The 23,176-nt window shown below is 60.1% G+C and carries 22 protein-coding genes; 9 read left to right on the top strand and 13 right to left on the bottom strand.

What is annotated here, in order from left to right; all coding sequences use genetic code 11:
• Positions 1-64 precede the first annotated feature (64 nt).
• Both norV and norW read left to right on the top strand, forming a co-directional pair.
• Positions 65-1,513: an anaerobic nitric oxide reductase flavorubredoxin gene (norV, locus tag ABLU86_RS23620; RefSeq protein ID WP_348796355.1), complete on the top strand. Its 1,449-nt coding sequence runs from the start codon at positions 65-67 to the stop codon at positions 1,511-1,513.
• Positions 1,510-2,643, top strand: coding sequence for an NADH:flavorubredoxin reductase NorW (gene norW, locus ABLU86_RS23615; protein WP_032712394.1), 1,134 nt, complete (start codon positions 1,510-1,512; stop codon positions 2,641-2,643). The genes norV and norW overlap by 4 nt, the downstream gene beginning before the upstream one ends.
• Positions 2,644-2,950: 307 nt before the next feature.
• Here norW and ABLU86_RS23610 read toward each other — a convergent pair whose 3' ends face one another.
• From ABLU86_RS23610 to ABLU86_RS23595, 4 genes are all read right to left on the bottom strand, one after another.
• Positions 2,951-3,964: a HoxN/HupN/NixA family nickel/cobalt transporter gene (locus ABLU86_RS23610; protein WP_348796356.1), complete on the bottom strand. Its 1,014-nt coding sequence runs from the start codon at positions 3,962-3,964 to the stop codon at positions 2,951-2,953.
• 1 nt (position 3,965) lies between these two features.
• A complete protein-coding gene (gene hypF / locus ABLU86_RS23605) occupies positions 3,966-6,194 on the bottom strand; it encodes a carbamoyltransferase HypF (protein ID WP_047058928.1) in 2,229 nt (742 codons plus the stop codon).
• Between the two features lie 8 nt (positions 6,195-6,202).
• A complete protein-coding gene (gene hydN / locus ABLU86_RS23600) occupies positions 6,203-6,730 on the bottom strand; it encodes an electron transport protein HydN (RefSeq protein ID WP_015370036.1) in 528 nt (175 codons plus the stop codon).
• A gap of 134 nt (positions 6,731-6,864) precedes the next feature.
• Positions 6,865-7,878: a LacI family DNA-binding transcriptional regulator gene (locus ABLU86_RS23595; protein ID WP_042895010.1), complete on the bottom strand. Its 1,014-nt coding sequence runs from the start codon at positions 7,876-7,878 to the stop codon at positions 6,865-6,867.
• 267 nt (positions 7,879-8,145) lie between these two features.
• Here ABLU86_RS23595 and ascF point away from each other — a divergent pair, with 267 nt between their 5' ends.
• Complete coding sequence (ascF, locus tag ABLU86_RS23590) at positions 8,146-9,582, top strand: PTS cellobiose/arbutin/salicin transporter subunit IIBC (protein ID WP_042895012.1); 1,437 nt, start codon at positions 8,146-8,148, stop codon at positions 9,580-9,582.
• A 26-nt stretch (positions 9,583-9,608) separates the two neighbouring features.
• Positions 9,609-11,033 (top strand): 6-phospho-beta-glucosidase, encoded by a 1,425-nt coding sequence (locus ABLU86_RS23585; RefSeq protein WP_042895015.1) that lies wholly within the window; start codon positions 9,609-9,611, stop codon positions 11,031-11,033.
• A gap of 450 nt (positions 11,034-11,483) precedes the next feature.
• Here the strand turns inward: ABLU86_RS23585 and hycI are convergent, their stop codons facing one another.
• From hycI to hycA, 9 genes are all read right to left on the bottom strand, one after another.
• Complete coding sequence (gene hycI, locus ABLU86_RS23580) at positions 11,484-11,975, bottom strand: hydrogenase maturation peptidase HycI (protein WP_020078101.1); 492 nt, start codon at positions 11,973-11,975, stop codon at positions 11,484-11,486.
• The gene (locus tag ABLU86_RS23575) at positions 11,968-12,378 is read right to left on the bottom strand and encodes a formate hydrogenlyase maturation HycH family protein (protein ID WP_015370031.1); all 411 of its coding nucleotides are present in this window, start codon (positions 12,376-12,378) and stop codon (positions 11,968-11,970) included. Before ABLU86_RS23575 ends, hycI begins: the two co-directional genes overlap by 8 nt.
• Complete coding sequence (locus ABLU86_RS23570) at positions 12,375-13,142, bottom strand: NADH-quinone oxidoreductase subunit B family protein (RefSeq protein WP_015370030.1); 768 nt, start codon at positions 13,140-13,142, stop codon at positions 12,375-12,377. The genes ABLU86_RS23575 and ABLU86_RS23570 overlap by 4 nt, the downstream gene beginning before the upstream one ends.
• Positions 13,142-13,684, bottom strand: a complete 543-nt coding sequence (locus tag ABLU86_RS23565) for a formate hydrogenlyase complex iron-sulfur subunit (RefSeq protein WP_032715695.1) — start codon at positions 13,682-13,684, stop codon at positions 13,142-13,144. The genes ABLU86_RS23570 and ABLU86_RS23565 overlap by 1 nt, the downstream gene beginning before the upstream one ends.
• Before the next feature lie 9 nt (positions 13,685-13,693).
• A complete protein-coding gene (gene hycE / locus ABLU86_RS23560; protein ID WP_015370028.1) occupies positions 13,694-15,403 on the bottom strand; it encodes a formate hydrogenlyase subunit HycE in 1,710 nt (569 codons plus the stop codon).
• Positions 15,404-15,419: 16 nt separating this feature from the next.
• Positions 15,420-16,343, bottom strand: coding sequence for a respiratory chain complex I subunit 1 family protein (locus ABLU86_RS23555; RefSeq protein ID WP_042895019.1), 924 nt, complete (start codon positions 16,341-16,343; stop codon positions 15,420-15,422).
• Between the two features lie 2 nt (positions 16,344-16,345).
• Positions 16,346-18,172, bottom strand: coding sequence for a formate hydrogenlyase subunit 3 (gene hycC / locus ABLU86_RS23550; protein WP_015370026.1), 1,827 nt, complete (start codon positions 18,170-18,172; stop codon positions 16,346-16,348).
• Positions 18,169-18,777, bottom strand: a complete 609-nt coding sequence (locus ABLU86_RS23545; RefSeq protein WP_015370025.1) for a 4Fe-4S dicluster domain-containing protein — start codon at positions 18,775-18,777, stop codon at positions 18,169-18,171. Before ABLU86_RS23545 ends, hycC begins: the two co-directional genes overlap by 4 nt.
• Before the next feature lie 82 nt (positions 18,778-18,859).
• Positions 18,860-19,309, bottom strand: a complete 450-nt coding sequence (gene hycA / locus ABLU86_RS23540) for a formate hydrogenlyase regulator HycA (RefSeq protein ID WP_015703262.1) — start codon at positions 19,307-19,309, stop codon at positions 18,860-18,862.
• 212 nt (positions 19,310-19,521) lie between these two features.
• Between hycA and hypA the strand changes: the two genes are divergently transcribed.
• From hypA to hypE, 5 genes are read left to right on the top strand one after another with little or no spacing between them, the layout of a single operon-like run.
• Positions 19,522-19,866 carry a hydrogenase maturation nickel metallochaperone HypA gene (gene hypA, locus ABLU86_RS23535; RefSeq protein ID WP_015370023.1) on the top strand — a complete coding sequence of 115 codons (345 nt, stop codon included), beginning with the start codon at positions 19,522-19,524 and terminating at the stop codon, positions 19,864-19,866.
• A gap of 6 nt (positions 19,867-19,872) precedes the next feature.
• Positions 19,873-20,745, top strand: coding sequence for a hydrogenase nickel incorporation protein HypB (gene hypB / locus ABLU86_RS23530; RefSeq protein ID WP_015370022.1), 873 nt, complete (start codon positions 19,873-19,875; stop codon positions 20,743-20,745).
• Positions 20,736-21,008 (top strand): HypC/HybG/HupF family hydrogenase formation chaperone, encoded by a 273-nt coding sequence (locus ABLU86_RS23525; RefSeq protein ID WP_015703264.1) that lies wholly within the window; start codon positions 20,736-20,738, stop codon positions 21,006-21,008. The genes hypB and ABLU86_RS23525 overlap by 10 nt, the downstream gene beginning before the upstream one ends.
• Positions 21,008-22,129: a hydrogenase formation protein HypD gene (gene hypD / locus ABLU86_RS23520; protein ID WP_348796357.1), complete on the top strand. Its 1,122-nt coding sequence runs from the start codon at positions 21,008-21,010 to the stop codon at positions 22,127-22,129. Before ABLU86_RS23525 ends, hypD begins: the two co-directional genes overlap by 1 nt.
• Entirely contained in the window at positions 22,126-23,136 is a 1,011-nt protein-coding gene (hypE, locus tag ABLU86_RS23515) for a hydrogenase expression/formation protein HypE (RefSeq protein ID WP_348796358.1), read from the top strand. Before hypD ends, hypE begins: the two co-directional genes overlap by 4 nt.
• Positions 23,137-23,176: the final 40 nt, after the last annotated feature.

The raw sequence follows: 23,176 nt of genomic DNA, 5'->3' as shown, positions 1-23,176 counted from the left end.
TGGCACGCAACTTGATATAAGCCAATCAACTGAGTTTAAACACACTGTATTGATTGAGGTTGCTATGTCTATTGCGGTTAAAAATAACATTCTTTGGGTTGGCCAACGCGATTGGGAAGTGCGTGATTTCCACGGTACCGAATATAAAACGCTGCGCGGCAGCAGCTACAACAGCTATCTCATTCGCGAGGAGAAAAACGTGCTGATCGATACCGTCGATCATAAATTCAGCCGCGAGTTCGTGCAGAACCTGCGCAGCGAAATCGATCTGGCTGACCTCGACTATATCGTCATTAACCACGCCGAAGAGGACCATGCCGGCGCGCTGACCGAACTGATGATGCAGATCCCGGATACGCCGATTTACTGCACCGCCAACGCCATCGACTCGATCAACGGCCACCATCATCATCCGGAGTGGAACTTCCACGTGGTGAAAACCGGCGATACTCTCGATATCGGTAATGATAAACAGCTGATCTTCGTGGAAACGCCGATGCTGCACTGGCCTGACAGCATGATGACCTACCTGACCGGCGACGCGGTGCTGTTCAGCAACGACGCCTTCGGCCAGCACTACTGCGACGAACACCTGTTCAACGATGAAGTGGACCAGATTGAACTGTACGAACAGTGCCAGCGCTACTACGCCAACATCCTGACGCCCTTCAGCCGCCTGGTGACGCCGAAAATTACCGAAATCCTCGGCTTCAACCTGCCGGTGGATATGATTGCCACCTCCCACGGCGTGGTCTGGCGCGATAACCCGACGCAAATCGTCGAGAAATACCTCGAGTGGGCGGCGGATTACCAGGAAGATCGCATCACGATTTTCTACGACACCATGTCCAATAACACCCGTATGATGGCGGACGCCATCGCTCAGGGGATCACTGAAGTCGACCCGCGAGTAGCGGTAAAAATCTTCAACGTCGCCCGCAGCGACAAAAACGACATTCTCACCAATGTTTTCCGCTCGAAAGGCGTGCTGGTGGGCACCTCCACCATGAACAACGTGATGATGCCGAAAATCGCCGGGCTGGTGGAAGAGATGACCGGGCTGCGTTTTCGCAATAAACGCGCCAGCGCCTTTGGCTCACACGGCTGGAGCGGCGGCGCGGTAGACCGCCTGTCCACCCGCCTGCAGGATGCCGGCTTTGAGATGTCGCTGAGCCTGAAAGCCAAATGGCGCCCGGATATCGACGCGCTGGAACTGTGCCGCCAACACGGACGCGACATCGCCCGCCAGTGGGCCCTCTCGCCGCTGCCGGTTGCTGAAGCAGCGACAACGCCGGAACCACAGGATTGCGCCTGCGCCGCCGCCGCGGCCGCCGATCTCGGTCCCATGATGCAGTGCAGCGTGTGCCAGTGGGTCTATGACCCGGCGAAAGGCGAACCTAACCAGGATGTACAGCCGGGTACGCCGTGGAGTGAAGTGCCGGACAATTTCCTTTGCCCTGAGTGTTCTCTTGGCAAAGATGTCTTTGACGTACTGGCGACGGAGGCAAAATGAGTGATGGCATTGTCATCATCGGCTCGGGCTTCGCGGCCCGCCAGCTGGTGAAAAATATCCGTAAGCAGGATACGCAAATCCCGCTGACGTTAATCGCCGCCGATAGCATGGATGAGTACAACAAACCGGACCTCAGCCATGTCATCAGCCGCGGGCAGAAAGCCGACGATCTGACCCTGCAAAGCGCCGGCGAGTTCGCCGAGCAGTACAATCTGCGTCTGTTTCCCCATACCTGGGTAAGCGATATCGACGCCGAAAACCGGTTAGTGAAGAGCCAGGATAACCAGTGGCGCTACGACAAACTGGTGCTGGCCACCGGCGCGACGCCGTTTATCCCGCCGGTGCCGGGACGCGAGCTGATGCTGACGCTGAACAGCCAGCGCGAATATGGCGCGGCGCAGAGCCAGCTGCACGATGCGAAGCGCGTGCTGATCGTCGGCGGCGGCCTGATTGGCTGTGAACTGGCGATGGATTTCTGCCGCGCCGGTAAAGCGGTAACGGTAGTCGACAATTCAGCCAGCGTGCTGGCGGCGCTGATGCCGCCGGAGGCCAGCAGCCGCCTGCAGCATCGGCTTACCGAGATGGGCGTACATCTGATGCTCAAGGCGCAGCTTGAGGGGTTAGAGCAAACCGCCGACGGCATTCGCGTCAGTCTCGATCGCCAGCGCGCGATAACCGTCGATGCGGTGGTGGCCGCCGCCGGCCTGCGCCCGGAAACGTCGCTGGCGCGCCATGCCGGATTGCAGATTAACCGCGGCGTGGTGGTCAATAACCAACTGCAAACCAGCGACCCGGCGATTTATGCGCTCGGCGACTGTGCGGAAATCAACGGTACGGTACTGCCGTTCCTGCAGCCGATTTTACTCAGCGCCATGTGCCTGAGTAAAAACCTGCTGGCGCAAACGGGCGAGCTCACCTTGCCGCCAATGCTGGTGAAAGTGAAAACGCCGGATCTGCCGCTGCATCTGGCCGGCGACACCCGCCGCGACGATCTGACGTGGAATATCGTGGCCGCCAAAGAGGGGCTGGTGGCGAAAGGCGTGGATGCCGAAAACCAGCTGCGGGCCTTTGTGGTGAGTGAAGACAAAATGAAGGAAGCCTTTGCGCTGCTCAAGCAACTGGTGAGGTGATTACCGTCCAGGCGCCCCTGTTTTGCCGGGTGGCGCTACGCTTACCCGGCCTACGGTCCGTGCGGCCTGCCTTTAATTTATTCACCATGCTGGCTGTAACTACTGGTGCTGGTGCTCTCAAAACCCCCGGTGGCGCTGCCGCTTACCGGGGCTACAGCGCTGTGCGATTTGGTAGCCCGGAGAAGGCGCAACGCGCCGCCTCCGGGCCCCCCCTTAAAAAAGTTGCAAACCGATAACAGTATCTACAGTTCTGGTGAGGTGATGGTTTTCCCGGCTAAGCGCAGCGCAAGCCGGGAAAATAGCCAGGCTAGCGCGCCAAATTATCGTAGCCGCGCCAGCGATAATTAAGCACCGACAGCGCCCAACAAACGACGAACAACCCCACCACCGCAAACCCGGCATCGCCGAGGTTATCGTTTAACGCCCCTACCCAGCGCCACACCCCGCCGCTTAGGGCGAACTTATCCATTAACAGCCCCAGCGCTTCCAGGCCGCCGATAAACAGCGCCACCACCACCGAGGTGCCGGTGATGGTCATATTGTAATAGAGCTTGCGCTGCGGCTTGCTGAACGCCCAACCGTAGGCGCCGACCATCAGCACATTATCAAGCGTATCCACCAGCGCCATGCCGCTGGCGAACAGCGCCGGGAAGACCATTATCGACCAAATCGAAATGCCGCTCGACGCGCCGGCGGCGGAAATACCCAGCACGCCGATTTCGGTGGCGGTATCAAAGCCGAGACCGAACAAAAAGCCCACCAGATACATCTGCCAGCTGCGGCTTATCAGCCGGAAGGTTTTGCCAAACAGCCAGCTCATCATGCCGCCGCCGCTGACGATTTCGTCGCTGACCTTTTCACCGCGCTTCCACGCCTGGAAGCTGCGCCACACGCTGCGCAAAATCACCAGATTGACCAGCGCCATTGCCAGCAGAAACAGCGCCGATACCGCAGTGCCAATCACGCTGCCGGTATCGTGTAGCCAGCTCATCTGCTGGCTGAAGGCGGTGGCCGTCGCGGCGATCGCCGCCGACGCCAGCACCACGATCGACGAATGCCCTAGCGAGAACCATGCCCCGACGCCAAACGGCCGCCGCCCCTGCTGCATCATTTTGCGGGTGACGTTATCAATCGCCGCAATATGGTCGGCGTCGACCGCATGGCGCAGGCCGTAACCCCAGGCCAGCAGACTGGCGGCCATCAATGCCCCGCTGTCGCCAAACGCCTGAAACGCCCATAGCCAGGCCAGGGCGTTCGCGGCGATAAGTCCCAGTACCAGCGCCGCCGCACGCGGCTGTTGGCGTAAAATCATCGTTATCATCTTAAATCCTTTGAGACTGCCAGCGGGCAGCGGCCACCACCGCCTGACCGTAGGCGATCGCGCCATCGCCAGCAGGAAGCTGCTGCGGCAAAAGCAAAGTAAAGTCAGAGAGGTAATCGCTGAGGCGGGCGGCGAGCAGCTGATTATGCAGTACGCCGCCGCTACAAACGATCGTCGCGATCCCGCGGGAAGCGGCGCGGTCGCGCGCCAGCGCTGCCAGCCCGCAGGCCAGCGCATCATGAAAGGCCCAGGCTTTCTGCTCGGGCGTCGCCTGCCAGCGCAACCACTGTTGCCAGAAGGTGGCTAAATCCAGTTCGCCGCCACGACAGGGCAGCGTGACCGGATGGCTGACGCCCGGACAGCTGGCTGCCAGCGCCTCCAGCCGACAGGCAGCCTCGCCTTCGTAGCTCAGGGTTTCCGGCGCGCAATCCAGCGCGCAGGCGACGGCATCAAACAGCCGTCCGCAGGAAGAGGCGCGCGGCGAATTAATGCCGCGTTCGATGGCCTGCGCCAACAGCGGCCAGTTTCGCTGCCCCAGCGCGGCGGTTTGCGGGTATGACTGCCAGTCGGGAATAAATGCCAGGCACTGGGCCAACAAATTTCGCCACGGCTGGCGCGCCGCCAGATCGCCGCCCGGCAGCGCGACGGCCGGGAGGCCGCCAAGATGTTCGCATTCGCGGTAGCTCACCCGCAGGCATTCGCCGCCCCACAGCGCGCCGTTTTCCCCCATCCCGATGCCATCAAGGGTCAGGGCGATCACATCGCCGCCGTCGAGCGGCCAGCGGTGTTCCGCCAGGCAAGCCGCCGCGTGGGCATGGTGATGCAGTACCGGCTCGACCGGTAACGACATTGACGCCGCCCACTGTGTCGAGCGATAGCCGGGATGGGCGTCAACCGCTACCCGTTGCGGCGCAAATGCATAAATGCTCTGCATTAACCGCAGCGCACTGCGCCACTGTTGCTCGACGCCCTCCTCGCCGAGATCGCCAAAATGCTGGCTCAGCACCGCTTCGTCGCCGCGCGCCAGGCAGAAGGTATTTTTCATATCTGCCCCCAGCGCCAGCAGCGGCGGAATATTATCCAGGCCCGGCGGCAGCGGCAGCGCATCCGGCACGTAGCCTCGGGCGCGGCGCAGCATCTCACCGCTTGAGCGCACCAGCGAATCGTCCATACGCTGCACGATATCGCGATTATGTAGCAGAAAACCGTCGGCGATAGCGGCTAAGTCGGTGAGCGCTTCGTGATTACTCAATGCCGGAGGGCGGCCGCTGAGGTTGCCGGAGGTCATCACTATCGGGCGCGTCAGCGCCTGCAGAAGTAAATGCTGCAGCGGATTAGACGGCAGCATCACCCCGACTTCCGCAAGCCCTGGCGCAATCTCGTCACACAGGCCGGGAACCTGCGCTTTAGCCAGCAATACAATCGGCGCGGCGGGCGAGCGCAGCAGCGTTGCCGCCGCGGCGGGTAATCCCGTGGCCGTCGGCAGCATTACCGCCAGCGGTTTTGCCGGGCGCCGTTTTCGCGCGCGCAGCGCTGCCACCGCCACGCTATTGCCGGCATCGCAGGCCAGATGAAAACCGCCAATCCCTTTTATCGCCACAATATCGCCTGCCGCCAGCCGCGCGATGGCCGCCTGCAGCGCCGCTTCAGCGAATAGCGTTAGCGTCCCCGCCCGCCACTCCAGCTGTGGGCCGCAATCGGCACAGGCCACCGGCTGGGCGTGAAAACGGCGATCGGCAGGCTCCCGGTACTCGGCAGCGCAGCGCGGACACAGCGGGAACGGCGCCATCGCGGTATAGGGACGATCGTATGGCATGGCGCGAATGATGGTGAAACGCGGCCCGCAGTGGGTACAGTTGATAAAGGGGTAGCGGTAGCGGCGTTCTTGCGGATCGTTCATCTCCGCCAGGCACGCCGGGCAGGTTGCGGCATCGGGAACAATCTGCGTGCGCATACTGCCGCCGCCGCTGTGGCGAATGGTGAAATCCTGAGGAAGCCTGTGCCAGTGAAACGGGGTGCAGTCGGTGCTGTCAATACGCGCCAGCGGCGGGCAGTGACGAGCCAACGCGGCAGAAAAGCCACCATCGTCGCCGATCAGCCTGACCAGCACGCCGTCGCCGTCGTTACAGACATCGCCGCCACGCGCCATTTGCCGCGCCAGTTGCCAGACGAAGGGGCGGAAACCCACCCCCTGCACTTTGCCGCGAATGCGGATTTGCACCCCGTTCATGCGGCGTATTACCAGGCCAGCGCCGTACGGCGACGTTTTTCGAGGTTCATCTGCTCAAGCTTGTTGCGGTCGACGCAAACCAGCGCGTGGGTCGGGCAGGCTTCGATGCAGGCCGGACCGCTATCGCGCTGGTGGCACAGGTCGCACTTGTTGGCTTCGGCTTTTTCCGCCATGACGTTCAACCCGGCGCCGCTGTGGCGAACGACCGGGCGCACCACCACTTCCATCGCCCCATACGGGCAGGCAACAACGCAGGTTTTACAGCCGATGCAGCGCTCCTGCATCACGTGGACAAAGCCTTTATCGCGGCTGATGGCGCCGTTCGGGCAGACGTTGGCGCATGGCGCGTCTTCACATTGACGACAGGCCGTCGCCGTCGACACATTGACGCCTTTGATCACGTGAATACGCGGCAAGAACGACTGCGGCGTCAGCGCGGCGCAATCCTGATTTTCCTGATGAGAGACCACGCAAGCCACTTCACAGGTGCGGCAGCCGATGCATTTGCTCGCATCGGCGATAATGAAACGGTTCATCCATTTCTCCAGCGGAAAGAAGTTAACGCGCCGGATTATGCATAATACGTTCCAACTTTTATTTTATTGAAATATAAGAGAATTAAATTAAACTCCGCTGTCATCGTCACAACTGACGATGACAGATGACGACATCAGGCATGCGGGCCGCGCGCCAACGACTCGCGTTCAATCAGCTCGCCGGGGAAAGTTTGCTGATATTTAAATTCGCCGCCGTCGAGCATAAAGATCAGCCTGTTGATGCTCTCTTTCATCATTTCGGTGACCGGAATTTTAACGCTGGAGAGCGAAGGGATCACATACGGCGCCAGCGCGATGTCATCGAAACCGATCACCGATACCTGCTGCGGCACTGCAATCCCCTGCTGGTGCAGTTGCTTAATCGCGCCGATCGCCATGTCGTCATTACTGGCGACCAGCGCGCTGAAACTGACGCCGCGTTGGCAGAGCGCTTCGACAGCGGCGGCTCCGGTTTGTGGCGTCCAGCGCCCTTCAACGATCATTTCTTGCCGCACGGGAAGCCCCAGTCCTGCCAGCGCATCTCTATAACCAGAGAGACGCTCAACCCCGGTAGGCGAATCCAGCGAACCGGTGATAAAAGCAATGTCGCGATGCCCGCTGGCAATTAACTTTTCGACCGCCATCCGCGCCGAGGCTTTGTGATCGGACCATACGCAGTGGCTGGCGTGTCGGCGCAGGCGACGGTTCAGCACCACGATCGGCTGCTCATGATTGTCGATTATCTCATCCATCTCATCGACGCTAAGAAAGCGCGGATAGATGATGATCGCATCACAGCGCATATCGAGCAGATACTGAATCGCCTCACGCTCCTCTTGCGCGCTGTGTTTGCCGTCGGCCAGGATCAGCTGCCGCCCCTGATCTTCCGTCAGCCGCGCCACGTGAAACAGCAGCTCGCTGAAATAAACGCCGTGATAAAGAGTGTTGGTTACCACCAGTCCGATAGTCTGGCTTTTTTTGGTCGCCAGATTACGCGCCAGCAGATTCGGCCGATAGCCGCTTTCGGCAATTGCCTGAAACACCCGGTCTTTGGTTTCCTGGCTGACATAGCCGTTGCCCGACAGCACCCGCGACACGGTCGCCTTTGATACTCCCGCGCGCTTCGCAACCTCCAGCATCGTTGCCATGGGGTTCTTCCTGTAACTTAAGTTGCCTGCAGTGTACTGCACGTCTCGCCGTTTTTCAGCAGTCGGCATCGCCCTGATGTTGCTCTGCCCCTGCCCACAAAGCGATCAAAATCACAAATTTGCAAAGTGGTTTTTTTAGTTCTTGTATGACTCAATGAAACTCATCATGATTTTGTGGAACCGGTTTCCTATGCATATACCGCGCATAGCCGCCGTCAGGCGCTGGCGTGTAATCAGTACCCTATTGATAAAACAGGATAAAATCCGATGTCTAAAAATTATGCAGCCCTGGCGAACCAGATCCTGACGGCGCTCGGCGGCGCAGATAATGTCGTTGCCGTGACCCACTGCATGACCCGCCTGCGCTTCGTGGTGAAAGATAACCAACGCGTGGACGCCCCGGCGCTGAAAGCGCTGCAAGGGGTACTTGGCGTCGTGCGTAGCGATAACCAATGTCAGGTGATCATCGGCAATACCGTCTCGCAGGCGTATCGCGAGGTGCTGAATCTGCTGCCCGGCGAGTTGCGCCCGGCGGAGCCGCAGGGGAAACCGCCGCTGACCTTAAAACGCGTCGGCGCCGGGATCCTTGATGCGCTGATCGGCACCATGTCGCCGCTGATCCCGGCGATTATCGGCGGATCGATGGTCAAACTGCTGGCGATGATCCTGGAGATGAGCGGCGCGTTGCCAAAAGGCTCTCCGACGCTGACCATTCTGACGCTTATCGGCGACGGCGCGTTCTTCTTCCTGCCGCTGATGGTTGCCGCTTCCGCGGCGATAAAATTCAAAACCAATATGTCGCTGGCTATCGCTATCGCCGGGGTGCTGGTGCATCCGGGATTCATCGAATTAATGGCTAAAGCCGCGCAGGGAGAACACGTTGAGTTCGCCTTCATTCCGGTTACCGCGGTGAAATACACCTACACGGTGATCCCGGCGCTGGTGATGACCTGGTGTCTCTCTTATATCGAGCGCTGGGTCGATCGCATCACCCCGGCGGTGACGAAAAACTTCCTTAAACCGATGCTGATCGTGCTGATTGCCGCGCCGCTGGCGATCCTGCTGATTGGCCCGCTCGGCATCTGGATCGGCAGCGCGATCTCCGCGCTGGTGTACACGATCCATAGCTATCTCGGCTGGCTGTCGGTGGCGATCATGGGCGGACTCTGGCCGCTGCTGGTGATGACCGGGATGCACCGCGTCTTTACGCCCACCATCATTCAAACCATCGCCGAAACCGGCAAAGAGGGCATGGTGATGCCATCGGAAATCGGCGCCAACCTGTCGCTGGGCGGATCGTCGCTGGCGGTGGCGTGGAAAACCAAAAACCCGGAGCTACGCCAGACCGCATTAGCGGCGGCGGCATCGGCGATTCTGGCCGGGATTTCCGAACCGGCGCTGTACGGCGTGGCGGTACGTCTGAAACGCCCGCTGGTCGCCAGCTTAATCAGCGGCTTTATTTGCGGCGCGGTGGCGGGAATCGCCGGGCTGGCCAGCCATTCGATGGCGGCACCGGGGCTGTTCACCAGCGTCCAGTTCTTCGATCCGGCCAATCCGATGACTATCGTTTGGGTCTTTGGCGTGATGGCGCTGTCGGTGGTGCTCTCCTTTGTGCTGACGCTGCTGCTCGGTTTTGAAGATATCCCGGTAGAAAATGCCGCCGCCGACGCCAGACAGCGCCAGGGCGCGGCCACTCACGCCTGAACACTTTTTTGAACGCGAGGTAACGCATGTCGAGTTTTCCACACGGATTTTTATGGGGCGGCGCTCTGGCCGCCAACCAGTCTGAAGGCGCTTATCTTGAAGGCGGCAAAGGGCTGACGACCGTTGATACTATTCCGCACGGCGCCCATCGCCTGGCGGTGAAGCTGGGCCAGGAGAAGCGCTTTACGCTTCGCGAAAATGAATTCTATCCAAGCCACGTAGCGATCGATTTTTACCATCGCTATAAAGAGGATATCGCCCTGATGGCGGAGATGGGGTTTAGCGTCTTCCGCACCTCTATCGCCTGGAGCCGCCTGTTTCCGCGCGGCGATGAACAACAGCCAAACCCGGAAGGTATCGCCTTCTATCGTGCGATGTTTGAAGAGTGCAGAAAGTACGGGATCGAACCGCTGGTCACCCTGTGCCACTTTGATGTACCGATGCATCTGGTGACGGAATATGGCTCCTGGCGTAACCGGAAGATGGTCGATTTTTTCAGCCACTATGCGCGCACCTGTTTTGAAGCGTTTGACGGACTGGTGAAATACTGGCTCACCTTCAATGAAATCAACATTATGCTGCATAGTCCCTACTCCGGCGCCGGTCTGGTATTTGAGGAGGGAGAAAATCAGGAACAGGTGAAATACCAGGCCGCGCATCACGAGCTGGTGGCCAGCGCGCTGGCGACAAAAATTGCCCATCAGGTTAACCCGCAAAACCAGGTCGGCTGCATGCTGGCGGGCGGTAATTTCTACCCCTATTCCTGTAAGCCGGAAGATGTCTGGATGGCGCTGGAAAAAGATCGTGAAAACCTGTTCTTTATCGATGTGCAGGCACGCGGCGCGTATCCGGTGTGGGCCGCGCGGGTATTCCGCGAGAAAGGCGTCACTATTGCCAAACAGCCGGGCGACGACGAAATCCTCAAAAACACCGTTGATTTTGTCTCCTTTAGCTATTACGCCTCGCGCTGCGCGTCAGCGGAGATGAACGCCAGCAACACCAACGCCGCCAATATCGTCAAGTCGCTGAAGAATCCGTACATTGCGGCCAGCGAATGGGGCTGGGGCATCGATCCGCTCGGCCTGCGCATCACCATAAACATGATGTATGACCGCTATCAGAAACCGCTATTCCTCGTGGAAAACGGGCTCGGCGCGCGCGATGAGATCGACGCCAACGGCGAAATCAACGACGACTACCGCATTAGCTATCTGCGCGAGCATATCAAGGCGATGCGCGACGCCATCGATGACGGCATTCCGGTCATCGGCTATACCAGCTGGGGCTGTATCGATTTGGTCTCCGCCTCCACCGGCGAGATGAGCAAGCGCTACGGTTTCGTGTATGTCGATCGCGACGATGCCGGTAACGGCACGCTTGCGCGCAAGCGTAAGAAATCGTTCTGGTGGTATAAGAAGGTCATCGCCAGCAACGGGGCGGATCTGGAATAGCCGGTATTGCCGGGTGGCGGCTTACGCCTTACCCGGCCTACGGTCCGTACGGCCTGCCGTTATTTTATTCACCACGCTGGCTGAAACTGCCGGTGTTGGTGGCCTCAAAATCGCTGAGACGTTCCCGGCAGGCTGGGGCAGCCCGCATGGATGCGGGCTGAGGGCCGTGATTTGCATGGACGCAGCCTCGGCCCGACCCGAAGCCTGCCGGGATAAGTCGAAGGCACCACGAAGTGGCGATTTTGGCGGCCAAAGCCCGGGGGTACAGGGGGCGGCGGCGACTGGCCGCCCCCTGTGCGCTCCCTGCGCCATGAGAGCCATAACGCAGAAAAAATATCGGGAGCGCAATGTGCTCTGAATTAACACAAAACACGTGTTTTTCCCGGACCCAAACGGTTGCAAAACGATAACAATATCAACGGTCCGTACCATTTATAGCCCGGCGAAGCATTAGCACAAGCCGGGGAACGCCTGCTCCTCGGCCGCTTCCAGCGCGGCAAAACCGCCCTGCTCCTGCCAGCCATCAAGCCGCGCGTATACCGTCGCGACGGCGTCTTTCACAGGCTGAGTCATCGGGTAATAGAAACCGACTATATCGGGCTGAATGCCCACAAAAATCACCTCGCCAACATCCTCTTTTAACTGATCGATAAGATAGTTAAGCGGCATATTGTGAGTGGTCATCATAAACATGTCGGCGATATCGTCCGGGTCGACAATGCGGATTTCGCCGGGGTTGAGCCCCATATCGGTCGCGTCGACGATCAGCAACCGGGTCGGGCGCAGCTCGCGGATGGCGACGATATCGTTTTCCGGCGCGCTACCGCCGTCAATCACCACCCAGCCGCCGATCGGATTGGCCGCGCACATTTCCGCCAGCAGCGGGCCTGCGCCGTCATCGCCCATCATGCTGTTGCCGACACACAGTAAAACGTCAGTCACGTAGTCTCCTCACCATCAGATAGATGGCGCTTTCCTGGTGAATATCGTGCAGCATGCTGAGCAGGGTTTTACTCCACGCCTGCTGCTGCGGGGTCTGCGCGGACTGCGCTTTATCAAAGGCGTTAGCCAGCATCGCCACGTGATTGCTGTCGATAACGATCTCGCCATACTTCGGCACGCCCTCCATTTTGCGCCGCGCGGCGCTGCCCGCTTCCAGCGTACCGATCCACGCCAGATAGTCCTCCCACGGGCAGCTTAACGCCGCCTCCAGGCAGTCAATGACGCCGAGGTGGTGGCCAATCGCCAGGCTGTAATAGACCACCTGCTGCGCCTGATCCGGCGTCGCGTCGTTCTCATCAATAAATTTACGGCTCAGCTGACTGAACACCACCGTCTCGCTCATCGGATACGCGCCCCCTCGACCACCTGATTCAGGTGCGTGACGATCTCGGTCAGACGCGGATCTTTCTCCGCTTCCAGCCAGCGCAGTACCTGGTTATCGCCCTGCCCTAGTAGACGCATATAGTCGTCGGCGATCTGGCGGCCATAGCGATAGCCGGCCAGACGGCGCGCTTCGCGATCGATACGCACCCGCAGCGGCTGCACCATGTTGGGATGCAGCAATTCGGTTGGCTGGTCGTCAAGCTCGCCCGGCTGGCGGGCATGGATTTTTTGCTCCAGCAGACCAAGCGCCATCGCAAAACCGTACAGCGTGGCGGCAGGCGTCGGCGGACAGCCCGGAATATAGACATCGACCGGCACGATTTTGTCGGTGCCGCCCCATACGCAATACAGATCGTGGAAGATACCGCCGCTGTTGCCGCAGGCGCCGTAAGAGATGCAGATTTTCGGATCCGGCGCCGATTGCCAGGCGCGCAACGCCGGCGAACGCATCGCACGGGTCACCGCGCCGGTAAACAGCAGAATATCGGCATGGCGCGGCGACGGCACCACTTTAATCCCGAAGCGTTCGGCATCGAAAAGCGGCGAAAGGGTGGCGAAAATCTCGATTTCGCAGCCGTTACAGCCGCCGCAGTCGACACGGTAAACGTAGGCGGAACGTTTGATTTTTTTCAGCAGCGAGGCCTTCATGCTGGCGATGGATTCATCCACCGTCATCGGCAACGGAATGCCGTTTTCATCGCGCGGGCCTAATAAATTGCTCATCAGCTGGCCTCCCTCATGTGGCGAGTCAGTTCAATACGATCGGATGGCACCAGGCATTTCTGGCGTTTGCATTCCGGGCAGGTCTCAAAACTTTCGCGGTGCAATTCGGCGCGGGTATCGCCGTTGTGCTTAAGCAGCGCAATGGCGTAGTCGATCTCTTTTTGTACCGCGAAAGGCCGCGCGCAGACCCGACAGTGGCAAATGGCAAAGCGCGATTGCTGGAGGAAATCCTCTTTTTTCCACACCGCCAGTTCATACTCCTGCGACAGCTTAATCGCCGCCGTCGGGCAGACCTCTTCACAGCGGCCGCAGAAAATACAGCGCCCGAGGTTGAACTGCCACGCCAACTGGTTAGTCGCCAGATCGGTCTCTACCGTCAGGGCGTTAGACGGACAGGCATTCACGCAGGCCGCGCAGCCGATGCACTGCTGCGGATTGTGCTCCGGTTTGCCGCGGAAGTTTTTATCCACCGGCATCGGCTCCAGCGGATAGGAGTGGGTCGCGGTGCCGGTCTTGATGACTTTTTTGATAAAGGTAAACATGGCGATTCCTTATTTCAGCGGCGAGTTTTTACGCTCGATGCTGTAGCGCTCCAGCTCTTTGTACGGCACCACTTTGCTTTTCTTCTTACGTACATCGACCACCGTCATACGGTCGGTACAGGAGTAGCAAGGGTCGAGGCTGCCAATAATCAGCGGCGCGTCGGAGACGGTGTTGCCGCGCAGCATATAGCGCAGGGTCGGCCAGTTGGCGTAGGTCGCCGCACGGCAGCGCCAGCGGTACAGTTTTTGGTTGTCGCCGGTCATGCTCCAGTGGATATCGTCGCCGCGCGGCGCTTCCGAGAAGCCCAGCGCGAAGCGGTGCGGAATATAGGTGAAGCCATCCACCATCAGCGGGCCGCCGGGCAGATTGTCGAGACCGAAATCAATCATATTCAGCGCGGTATAAACTTCGTTGATACGCACCTTGAGGCGGGAAATCACGTCGCAGCCCTGCTCGCTGTGAACTTCCATCGGCAGCAGACCGTAACCAACGAACGGGTGATCGGCGCGAGTATCGCGGGCGTGGCCGCTGGCGCGGACCATCGGGCCGACGTTACTGAAGTCGCGGGCGATTTCTGGATCCAGACGGCCAATACCGACGGTGCGCTGTTCCATGTTCGGCGTGCTGAGCAACATATCCACCAGCTCCTGCACATCGCGGCGCATCTGCTGCGCCAGCTGGCGGGTCTGGATCATGTCCTCTTTCAGCAGATCGCGGCGAATCCCGCCGATCAGGTTCATACCGTAGGTTTTACGCGCGCCGGTGAGGATCTCCGCCATCTTCATTGAGGTTTCGCGCACGCGGAAGAACTGCATAAAACCGGAGTCAAAACCGGTGAAGTGGCAGGCCAGGCCAAGGTTCAGCAGGTGCGAGTGCAGGCGTTCCACTTCCAGCAGAATGGCGCGGATCATCTGCGCGCGCTCCGGCACCACGATGCCCATCGCGTTTTCCACCGAGGTGGTATAGGCGGTACTGTGGGCGAAGCCGCAGATGCCGCATACCCGGTCCGACAGGAACGTTACTTCGTTGTAGCCCATGCGGGTTTCCGCCAGCTTTTCCATGCCGCGATGGACATAGAACAGGCGGTAATCGGCGTCGATAATGTTCTCGCCGTCGACAAACAGACGGAAGTGTCCAGGCTCATCGGAGGTGACGTGCAGCGGGCCAATCGGCACCACGTTGTTTTTCTTACTGCCGAGCTCGTTAATGAACTCGTAGGTCTCCGCGTCGGTGGTCGGCGCCGGGCGCTGGCGGTAGTCCATGCTGTCTTTACGCAGCGGATAGAGTTCATCCGGCCAGTCATCCGGCAGCACCAGGCGGCGCTCGTCCGGCAAGCCCACCGGCACCAGACCGTACATATCGCGTACTTCGCGTTCACCCCATACCGCCGCCGGCACGCGCGGGGTCACCGACGGATATTCCGGTTTATTAGCGTCGACTTCCACGCGCACGGTGATCCAGCACTTAGTGCCCTGCTCCATCGACAGCACGTAGTAAACCGCGTAGTGGCCGTTCAACTTACGTTCGTCGTTGCCGAACAGTACCGACAGCCAGCCCCCCTGCTTGTAGTACAGGAACTCGACCACTTCCGGCAGGTAGTTAACCTTCACGGTGACGGTAAGCTGATCTTTGGTCTGCCAGGCTTCATCCAGCACCACGCCAGGAAAGGCCTGGTGCAGCGCCGCAAGATAGTGTTGACCGATTTTTTCTTCAGACATGCTCAAATTCTCTTAATCACGCCACCAGCAAGGAGACGAAAGCTAAAAAGGCGAAACCAAACCCGGCCCAGGTAACGCGGGAGGTGGCACAAAAGCGCAGACGCGCCATGCTGTTTTCGAACAGCGCGATAATCAGCACTCCCGCCACCAGCTTGACGATGGCGACCACCAGCGCCAGCAGCAGGCCTGGCGCGCTAAAACTGGTCATCTGTCCCCACGGGATAAATACGCCGACGAACATCTGCAGCACCACCAGCTGTTTCAGGCTGATGCCCCACTTCAGCACCGCGAAACCGCTGCCGCTGTACTCGGAAAGCGGCCCTTCCTGCAGTTCCTGTTCGGCCTCGGCTAAATCGAACGGCAGCTTGCCCATTTCGATAAAGGTGGCGAAAGCGCAGGCGCACAGCGCCAGGATCAGCGGGATGCTGCGCTCGGCGGGCCAGTGGTAAACGGTATCGGTAATCGCGCTAATATGGGTGGAGCCGGCAACCTGCGCCGCGACCCACAGCCCAAGCAGCAGGATCGGTTCGACCAGCACGCCGAGCATCGCTTCACGACTGCTGCCGATGGCGGTGAACGGACTGCCGGTATCCAGGCCGGAAATGGCGAAGAAGAAGCGGGCGATGGCGAACAGATAGATAAGCGTAATCAGGTCGCCCAGCCCCGGCAGCGGTGAATCTACGGTCACCACCGGCAGCGCGGCGGCGATGGTCAGCATCACGCCAACCATCACAAACGGCGTCAGGCGGAATACCCAGCCGGAAGCGTCCGGGCCCACGCTCTGGCGACCCAGCAGTTTCAGGATATCCCGATACTCCTGCAGTACCCCCGGCCCGCGGCGGTTATGCAGGCGCGCGCGGGCAACGCGGGTCAGGCCGGACAGCAGCGGCGCGACGGCAAACAGTACCAGCGCCTGTATTAATGCAACGAATAGGTTCACTCTCAGGCTCCTCGCGAAATCACAATCACCACCAGTACCGCCAGTTCGATCAGCGCCACGCCGCGCAGCAAGGCGGGCGCGGCGGCATTCTGCCAGCCGGGCACCAGCCGTACCGGATTCAACCAGTGACGCAGCTTCAGCAGCGGCGCAAAGGCTTCTTTCACCGGCATGGCGAAGCCGTGGGCGGTGACCACCATCGCTTGTTCATGGTCGTAGCCGCAGACCCACGCCGCGCCGCGCGAGCGCGCCGGCAGGCGGTCGCCTTTGAAGAAGATCATCAGCAGGAACGGCAGCAGCGGACAGGCAATCAGCAGAATGGCGATCAGCGGCTGCGACACGACGCTTGTAGCCTGCGCAGGAACCGGAATAACGTGGCCGACCAGCGGCAACAACCATGGCGCCGCCACGCCGCCGATGACGCAGCACGCGGCGGCCAGCACCACGCTTAAGGTCATCAGCCAGGGCGCGCAGGTGGCGTTTTCCGCCTCTTTACTGCGCGGCGCGCCGAGGAAGGTGACGCCGTAGACTTTGGCCATACACATCACCGCCAGCGCCCCGGTAATCGCCAGGCCAACCGCCAGCAGCGGCCCCAGCAGACGGCCGATAAACACCTCGCCGGTGCTCAGCTTGAAGAAGGATTGATAGATAACCCATTCGCCGGCAAAGCCGTTCAGCGGCGGCAGCGCGGCCATCGCCATCAGCCCCACCAGCATGGCGAGTGAAATCAGCGGCATTTTTTTACCGATGCCGCCCAGCTTCTCGATATCGCGATGACCGGTACGGAACCACACCGCCCCCGCGCCAAGGAACAGCGTGGTTTTGAACAGGCTGTGGTTGATCAGGTGGTACATGCCGCCGATAAAGCCCAGCACCATCAGCGCATTATTGCCGGTAGCAATACCGGTGACGAACGCGCCGAGGCCAAGCAGAATAATGCCGATGTTTTCCAGGGTGTGGTAAGCCAGCAGGCGCTGGATATTATGTTCCATCAGCGCGTACAGCCCGCCGATAAAGGCGGTAATCATTCCCAACACCAGCAGCAGCACGCCCCACCACAGCGGTGGCACGCTACCGGCCAGCGACACGGTCAGGATGCCGTACAGACCGACCTTCATCACCACTGTAGAAAACAGCGCGGCGGCCGGGGCGCTGGCGCCCGCATGCGCCTGCGGCGCCCAGCCGTGCAGCGGGATCACCCCGGCGAGCAGGGCAAAACCGAGCAGACCCGGCAGCCACAGCGCCATGTTCTGCGGCGCGCCAGCGGCCAACTGGCTAATCGCCGCCAGATCGAGAGTGCCGTAGAACGACCACACCAGCCAGCAGGTCCACGCCAGCAGCAGGGTACCGAGACGCCCCAGCGCAAACCACAGTTTGCCGGACTGCGCGCAGCCGGTAAGGAACGCGGCGCACAGCGCCATGATTTCCGCCATCACCACCAGGCTGCCGAAGTTAGTCACCACCACCGCGCAGGTGGCGGCAGCCAGCAGCAGGTTAACCAGCAGGCCGTTGGATTTGACCTGCGGATGACGATGCCAGGAAATGTTAAACAGCGAAATCGGCAGCGCCGACAGGCCGATAGCCAACAGCCACAGAGCGTTAATCCCGCCCACCCGCATCGCCAGATGCAGATACTGCAGCATGCCGCCGTTGATCCGCTCCGGCGCGATCAGCGCCGAGAAGCCGGCGACGATTAACATCGCGCTGGCGACCGCGCCGCCGATCCCGGCAATCGCGCCGCTCAGCGGTTTACGCAAACTAAATAAAAACGCCAGCACCGCGCTGGCGGCATACCAGGCAACCGCCTGATTCACTAATGCAACCACGCTCATTTCACGCCCCCTTGTTGCGCCTGAAACAGCGACAAATCGCCGAGGTCGGTATTAAAGGTCAGTTCGCGCTTACGCTTGCTGGACTTAGCAATGTCGCGAATATCCACCAGCACTAAGGCTTTGGTCGGACAGGTCCGCACGCACGCCGGGCCCTGCTCATCAAAGTGGCAGAGGTCGCATTTCACGGCGATAGCGCGAACGCCAGGCACCCAATCGAGCAGCGAGCTGACGCGGGCCGGAGCCGGCGGCGCGGCGGGCGCCATCGGCGTGTTAGCGTTGGCGGGAATATCCAACGGGCGGCTGCCGGAGAATTCAATCGCGCCGAACGGGCAGGCGATGCCGCACAGTTTGCAGCTCACGCACAGGCTTTCATTCAGCTGTACCGCGCCGTCAACGCGAGTAATGGCGTTGACCGGGCACACCGCGGCGCAAGGCGCGTCTTCGCAGTGGTGGCACATCTGCGGCGCAGACTCTTTTTCATTACGCATGACCTGCAGGCGCGGCATACTTTGCAGGCCATACTGGCGGTGCGTCTCGGAACAGGCGGCTTCGCAGGTGCGGCAGCCGATACAGACGCTGGAATCAGCAATTACAAAACGGTTCACCGGGTCATCCTCGGGTGAAAGTCACTTTTGACGAAATCAGGCCGCGCAGGTGTCGGTTTCGACACTTGTCGACACTTCATAATTAATGGACCTGCGCCAGATGGTTTAAATCCACCGGCTGGTCACGTTCCATGGCCTCATACAGGCGGTCATAGACGGTGGCGATGATCGCCAGGTAGTGTTCCAGCACCGCTTCGCGGGAACGGTTACTGATGCGACCGTCAATTACGCCTTCCGCATCCAGCGTCGCCTGGGCGATCAGCCGTTTGTCATCGCCATTTTTGCTTTCTACGTAATATTCAATGGTGTGGCTGTTAAAGCCTTCCGCCAGCGCGACATATACCTGAAAGTGGCCGAACAGCACGAAGCACAGCTCTTTGTCCGGCGCGCAGCTCATCGCGTGATGCAGACGCGCTTTCGACAGGGTGATGCCCTGAACCAGCGAGTTGCAGTAGGTGTGCCACTGCTCCTGATGCTGGCGGTGACGATCGGCGATGTAGTCCGCCTTTTCACTTAATTCCCAAATTGTCATCCCGGATCCTCCCGTTACATGAGATGCACCGGTTAAGCATTTTCCATGCCAAAATTTATTTATCTGAATTTAAAGGAATTATTAAAAATTCACGCGCCATCACGACATGTCGATGACAGCCGCACGTCGTCGTCATCGACAGTTCCCCCACCGTTTATGGTCTCCTGGCATCGTTATTGCATATAGCCGCCATAGTATTAACGGAGGCCAACATGCACGAAATCACGCTAAGCCAGCGGGCGCTGGAAATCATTGAGCAACAGGCGCGGCAAAACGGCGCGCGCCGGGTCACCGGTGTGTGGTTGAAGGTTGGCGCGTTTTCCTGCGTGGAGGCCAGCGCCCTCACCTTCTGTTTTGAACTGGTGTGCCGCGGCACGCTGGCGGAAGGCTGCGCGCTGCACATTGCCGAGCAACAGGCCGAATGCTGGTGTGAACGCTGTCAGCAGTATGTGCATCTTGTCTCTCAGCACGTCCGCCGCTGCCCGCACTGCGATAACGACCAGTTGCAGATCGTGGCGGATGATGGCTTACAGATTCAGCGTTTAGAATTGGAGTAAAAGATTATGTGTACGACATGCGGCTGCGGAGAAGGCAACCTTTATATCGAAGGCGATGAACATAACCCGCACTCGGCGTTTCGCAGCGCCCCCTTCGCCCCCGCCCCGCGCCAGACCATGACCATCACCGGCGTGAAAACCGATAACTTCTCCCCGACCCGCAGCGCGCAAGGCGATCTGCATTACGGCCACGGCGAAGCCGGTACCCACGCGCCGGGCCAGAGCCAGCGGCGGATGCTGGAAGTCGAAATCGACGTGCTGGATAAAAACAACCGCCTGGCGGCGCGCAACCGCGCGCGCTTCGCGGCGAATAACCAACTGGTGCTAAATCTGGTCTCCAGTCCCGGCTCCGGTAAAACCACCCTGCTCACCGAAACCCTGACCCGCCTGAAAGGCATCGTCGACTGCGCGGTCATTGAAGGCGATCAGCAGACGGTCAACGATGCCGCGCGCATCCGCGCCACCGGCACGCCGGCGATTCAGGTCAATACCGGCAAGGGCTGCCATCTCGATGCGCAAATGATTGCCGACGCCTCTGCGCGCCTGCCGGCTGGCGATAACGGCATTCTGTTTATCGAAAACGTCGGTAACCTGGTCTGCCCGGCCAGCTTCGATCTTGGCGAACGCCATAAAGTGGCGGTGCTGTCGGTCACCGAAGGAGAAGATAAACCGCTGAAGTATCCGCATATGTTTGCCGCCGCCAGCCTGATGCTGCTCAACAAAGTCGACCTGCTGCCGTACCTCAACTTTGACGTCGAGAAGTGCCTCGCCTGCGCGCGGGAAGTGAATCCGCATATCGAGATTATTTTGCTCTCCGCCACCAGCGGCGAAGGCATGGACCAGTGGCTTAACTGGCTGGAGACGCAGCGATGTGCATAGGCATTCCGGGGCAAATTCGCACGATTGACGGGGTGATGGCGAAGGTTGAAGTGTGCGGCATTCAGCGCGAAGTCGATCTGACCCTGGTCGGCGCCGTCGATGAACAGGGCCAGCCGCGCATCGGCCAGTGGGTGCTGGTACACGTCGGGTTCGCCATGAGCGTGATTAACGAAGCCGAAGCGCGCGATACCCTCGAGGCGCTGCAAAACATGTTCGAGGTGGAACCGGACGTCGGCGCGCTGCTATACGGCGAGGAGCGATAATGCGTTTTGTTGATGAATACCGCGCGCCGGAGCAGGTGCTGCAGCTGGTCGAACATCTGCAGCAGCGCGCCCGGCTGCTGGACTACAGTGAAGCCCGCCCGCTGCGGATGATGGAGGTCTGCGGCGGCCATACCCACGCCATCTTCAAATTCGGCCTCGACCAGCTATTACCGAACAATATTGAATTTATTCACGGCCCCGGCTGCCCGGTGTGCGTCCTGCCGATGGGCCGCATTGACGCGTGTATCGAGATAGCCAGCCGTCCGGGGGTGATTTTCTGCACCTTTGGCGATGCGATGCGCGTGCCGGGAAAAAACGGGTCGCTGCTGCAGGCAAAGAGTCGCGGCGCCGATGTGCGAATCGTTTACTCGCCGATGGACGCCCTGCGGCTGGCGCAGCAGAATCCGCAGCGCGAGGTAGTTTTTTTTGGTCTCGGTTTCGAAACCACCATGCCCGCTACCGCGCTGACGCTGCGTCAGGCTCGCGAGCGCAACGTCGACAACTTCTACTTTTTCTGTCAGCACATCACCTTGCTGCCGACGCTACGCAGCCTGCTGGACCAGCCGGACAACGGTATCGATGCGTTTCTCGCCCCCGGCCACGTCAGTATGGTGATTGGCACCGACGCCTACGGTTTCATCGCCAGCGACTATCATCGGCCATTAGTCGTTGCTGGATTTGAACCAGTTGATCTACTGCAAGGCGTGATCATGCTGGTTGAGCAGAAAATAGCGCAGCGCAGTCAGGTAGAGAATCAGTACCGTCGCGTGGTGCCGGATGCCGGTAACGCGCTGGCGCAGGAGGCAATCGCCGAGGTCTTTTGCCTGAGCGGCGATAGCGAATGGCGCGGCCTGGGGACGATCAACGATTCCGGTGTTTGCCTGACGCCAGATTATCAACGCTTTGACGCCGAGGCCCATTTCCGCCCGGCGCCGCAGCGGGTTTGCGACGACCCGCGCGCCCGCTGCGGTGAAGTGCTGACCGGGCGTTGTAAACCACACCAGTGTCCGCTGTTTGGCCGCGTCTGCAACCCGCAGAGCGCCTTTGGCGCGCTGATGGTCTCCTCAGAGGGCGCCTGCGCCGCCTGGTATCAATATCGCAGTCAGGAAAATAAAGCATGAAAAGCATTCAGTTAGCTCACGGTAGCGGCGGTCAGGCGATGCAGCAACTCATTGGCGAGCTGTTTATGCAGGCCTTCGCCAACCCCTGGCTGGCCGAACAGGAAGATCAGGCGCGTTTAGATCTCGCCGGGCTTGCCGTCCAGGGCGATCGGCTGGCCTTCTCAACGGACAGCTATGTTATTGACCCACTGTTTTTCCCCGGCGGCGATATCGGCAAGCTGGCGGTCTGCGGCACCGCCAACGACGTGGCGGTCAGCGGCGCCCTGCCGCGCTATCTCTCCTGCGGGTTTATCCTCGAAGAGGGGCTGGAGATGGCGACGCTGGAAGCGGTGGTGCGCAGCATGGCAACTACCGCTCAGCAAGCCGGGATTGCCATTGTGACCGGCGATACCAAAGTGGTGCCGCGCGGCGCAGCGGATAAATTATTCATCAATACCGCCGGTATTGGCGCCATCCCCGGCGATATTCACTGGGGAGCGCAGCAGATTAGCGCCGGCGATGTGCTGCTGGTCAGCGGCACGCTCGGCGATCACGGCGCCACCATTCTTAACCTGCGCGAACAGCTGGGGCTGGACGGCGCGTTATCCAGCGACTGCGCAGTACTGACGCCGCTTATCCAGACCCTGCGCGAGATTCCGGGCATCAAAGCGCTACGCGACGCCACCCGCGGCGGCGTCAACGCGGTGGCGCACGAGTTCGCCGCCGCCAGCGGCTGCGGTATCGAACTGCATGAAGCGAAGCTGCCGGTCAACGATACGGTGCGCGGCGTCTGCGAACTGCTGGGGCTCGACGCCCTGAATTTCGCCAACGAAGGTAAACTGGTGATTGCCGTCGCCAGAGAAGCCGCGCCGCGCGTACTTGAGCATTTACGGTCTCACCCGCTCGGGCAGAATGCCGCGATAATTGGTGACGTTGTCGAGCGCGCCGGCGTGCGCTCTGTCGGGTTATATGGCGTTAAACGTACACTCGATCTTCCCCACGCCGAGCCGCTGCCAAGAATTTGCTAACCACTGAACGGGCCTGGAAGGTGGCAGTCGCCATATCAGG

It is taken from the genome of Klebsiella sp. JN_Kp121, assembly GCF_040062145.1.
GTDB classification, from domain to species: Bacteria; Pseudomonadota; Gammaproteobacteria; order Enterobacterales; family Enterobacteriaceae; genus Klebsiella; species Klebsiella aerogenes.
The sequence above is the reverse complement of the archived record's forward strand: the minus strand, read 5'-3'. Positions and strand labels throughout refer to the sequence as shown.